This is a genomic window from Methanosarcina sp. A14, assembly GCF_001729375.1.
GTDB classification, from domain to species: domain Archaea; phylum Halobacteriota; class Methanosarcinia; order Methanosarcinales; family Methanosarcinaceae; genus Methanosarcina; species Methanosarcina barkeri.
The window spans coordinates 1-2,877 of sequence record NZ_LZPK01000312.1 but is presented as its reverse complement, the minus strand read 5'-3'; the positions used below and the strand labels follow the sequence as shown (position 1 = coordinate 2,877).

Genomic DNA, 2,877 nt, shown 5'->3' with positions numbered 1-2,877 from the left:
AACTATAGAAGAATAACTATAGAAGAATAACTAAAGGCAAATAAAATATAATATAAGAAAATTAAAAATGCCTGAACTTGAGTCTGGGAAAAAGCATAGATGCCTCAGTTAAAAGGATTAAAGTTGCAAGACTGAGAATTAAAAACTTAACTGAAAAACCATATAAAATCAAATATAATACTATTTATTTGAAGCAGAAACAATTTTATATACTTTATTCTATTCTTTAGATTCTGTGAAAACTTTTCCCGATCGGGATATCTTCTTAAAAAACGTGCATAACAGAATAATAATGGTGGACAATAATGAAAAACTTCCATGTGGTACTTGAAGCAGCTTGGTTGGTTAGAGATGTGAAGACGGCTGATGATGCTATAGGAGTCGCAATTTCAGAAGCTGGAAAACGCCTGAATCCTAAACTGGATTTTGTAGAGGTTGACGTAGGAACTACATCCTGTCCGGTATGTGGTGAGCCCTTTAGCAGTGTTTTCATAGCAGCAAACACCGCTCTTGTAGGTCTTATTTTTGAGATGAAGGTTTTTGATGCTGAGTCTGCCGAACATGCGGAAAGGATTGCAAAATCCGTGATTGGAAAGTCTCTCCGCGATATTCCTCTAACAGTCGTTGAAGTCACCGAATTCGAAAGGTCAGTTGAGAAGAGCGAACAGCAGCATAAGAGCAAAACAAGCAAATAAAAGTTTTTCCCAGGACCTATTAGACAGAATAAGACATTATGCTACGGCTAGTTATGCCTCTAGGTTTTGTTCAGATTTGACTTTCCAAGGGCTGAAAAGAGATATTTGGTGAGAAAAGAGACATTTGGTGAGAAAAGAGTCACATCATTGATAAAAACCCGGTAAAAAAGCAAGTTTTATCTCTTCTTCAGACTTGTTTTTTAGAGTTTTATCCGGCGCAAAGAGCCGGGCTTTTTCACAACCCATGAAAAAAGAGGACACTACATGGACAGAGTAATTTCAATCGTAGGGCACACTGCCCTTGATTACATTGTAGATGTTGAAAGAATCGCAGGAAAAAACGAGTCATCTCCTGTCATTGACTATGAAGAATATCCTGGCGGAGGAGCTGCCAATATTGCGGTTGCCATTGCAAAGCTGGGAGGAAAGAGCCAGCTGATTTCCCCTGTAGGTTCGGATTTTATAAGTTCGGGATATGAAAAACTCCTTACGGAAGCGAATGTTGACCTCTCCCGTCTTTATAGAATTAAGGACCAGAAAATTTCTAAAGCCTTTATTTTCACTGACAGGGAAGACAACCAGACAACCTATTTTTACTGGGGAGCTTCTTCAAAATTCAAGGAATTGGAACCCGAACCTGTAGATTTCGTTCATCTTGCAACCGCTGACTCGGTGTATAACGCGAAACTCGCACAAATTGCCGGCTTCGTCTCCTTTGACCCGGGCCAGGATCTTGTTACGTATTCGAAAGAAAATCTTGAACTCATACTCGCTCATACTGACATCCTTTTTGCGAACCGACACGAGATAAGGCGAGTTTCAGAGATGACCGGAAAAAGTTTCTCTGAACTCAAAGCGATGATCGACATTATTGTGGTCACATACGATTCCAAGGGCAGCAGGATCTATACAGATAATGATGAATTTTTAATTCCTGTAATTTCTGTCCAGGCTGTAGATCCCACCGGAGCAGGAGATGCTTACAGGGCAGGTTTCCTTCTTGCCCTCACAAGAGGATACCCGCTTTCCACCTGCGGGAAAATTGGGTCTACAGTAGCTTCTTTTGCTGTACAGGCACAAGGTTGCCAGACAGACCTTCCAACCTGGGAGGAAATGAAAGCCCGTTATGAAGCTAATTTTGGCAGGCTTGAGAAAGAGTGCTGAAATTGCAAATGCAGAAGAAGCATGATCAAAAGTCAAAAGATATATAAAATATTACTTAATGATCCACGCATTATAACCCTCAACGTACAGTAAAACAAAAAGGGATGCAGATGAAACTCGCAGCACTGGTTTCCGGTGGCAAGGACTCGATTTTTGCCATATATAAAGCCCTCCAGGAAGGGCATGAAGTCACCCACCTGATTAATATTGTTCCCGCAAGGGACGATTCTTACATGTATCATTCCGTCAACCTCCACATGGTAGAACTAATCTCTGCCGCCTGTGAAATCCCCCTGGTTCAGCAAGAGTCAAGCGGAATAAAGGAACTTGAACTGGATGACCTGACCCTTGCTCTCAAGAAAGTAGATGTAGACGGTGTATCCGTAGGTGCGATTGAGTCCCAGTACCAGGCAGGTAGGGTGAAGAAGATCTGCGATTCCCTGGGGCTTAAGGTCTATACTCCTCTCTGGCACAGGGACCCTGAAGAATTGCTCAATGAGATGTCAAAAGTACTTGATATCCGTATTGTAAGGGTCGCAGCTGACGGCCTCGACGAGTCCTGGCTTGGTCGCCCTATTAATGTAAATTCAATCGAACATCTCAAAGCCCTGAACAAGCGGTACATGGTTCACATGGCCGGAGAAGGTGGAGAATATGAAACTGTTGTGCTTGATGCTCCCTTTTTTAAAAAGCGGATTGAGATTGTAAAAAGTGAAGTTGAATGGCAGGGTGACACTGGCTCCTTAAAGATCCTGGAAGCAAAACTTGTTGATAAAAATTGATTATGAAAAAGGCTTCCTGAAAAACAGGTTAATCCCGAAGACGGGTTTTATTTATTTCATTTAGAAGCGCTATAAGCGCTACAATTCTTTAAAAAATGATATTTTTATTTGGATTTTTTCATTTTTCACTTTTTATTCTTTAATTTTTCACTTTTTATTCTTTAATTTTTCACTTTTTTTTCTTTATTTTTTCACTTTTTATTCTTTTATTTTTCTCTTTTTATCTCTATCTTTTG

At 40.3% G+C, this 2,877-nt stretch carries 3 protein-coding genes; all 3 read left to right on the top strand.

Annotated features, from left to right (window positions below; all coding sequences use genetic code 11):
- Nucleotides 1–305: 305 nt before the first annotated feature.
- Nucleotides 306–695 (top strand): DUF555 domain-containing protein, encoded by a 390-nt coding sequence (locus tag A9239_RS13780; protein ID WP_048118183.1) that lies wholly within the window; start codon nt 306–308, stop codon nt 693–695.
- Between the two features lie 264 nt (nt 696–959).
- The gene (locus tag A9239_RS13775) at nt 960–1,859 is read left to right on the top strand and encodes a carbohydrate kinase family protein (RefSeq protein WP_048155254.1); all 900 of its coding nucleotides are present in this window, start codon (nt 960–962) and stop codon (nt 1,857–1,859) included.
- Nucleotides 1,860–1,969: 110 nt separating this feature from the next.
- A complete protein-coding gene (locus A9239_RS13770; protein ID WP_048118179.1) occupies nt 1,970–2,641 on the top strand; it encodes a diphthine--ammonia ligase in 672 nt (223 codons plus the stop codon).
- Nucleotides 2,642–2,877 lie beyond the last annotated feature (236 nt).

What these genes read in the sequence shown, in the direction of transcription:
- A9239_RS13780 (WP_048118183.1), top strand. Translation starts at nt 306, where the DNA reads ATGAAAAACTTCCATGTGGTACTTGAAGCAGCTTGGTTGGTTAGAGAT.
- A9239_RS13770 (WP_048118179.1), top strand. Translation starts at nt 1,970, where the DNA reads ATGAAACTCGCAGCACTGGTTTCCGGTGGCAAGGACTCGATTTTTGCC.
- A9239_RS13775 (WP_048155254.1), top strand. Translation starts at nt 960, where the DNA reads ATGGACAGAGTAATTTCAATCGTAGGGCACACTGCCCTTGATTACATT.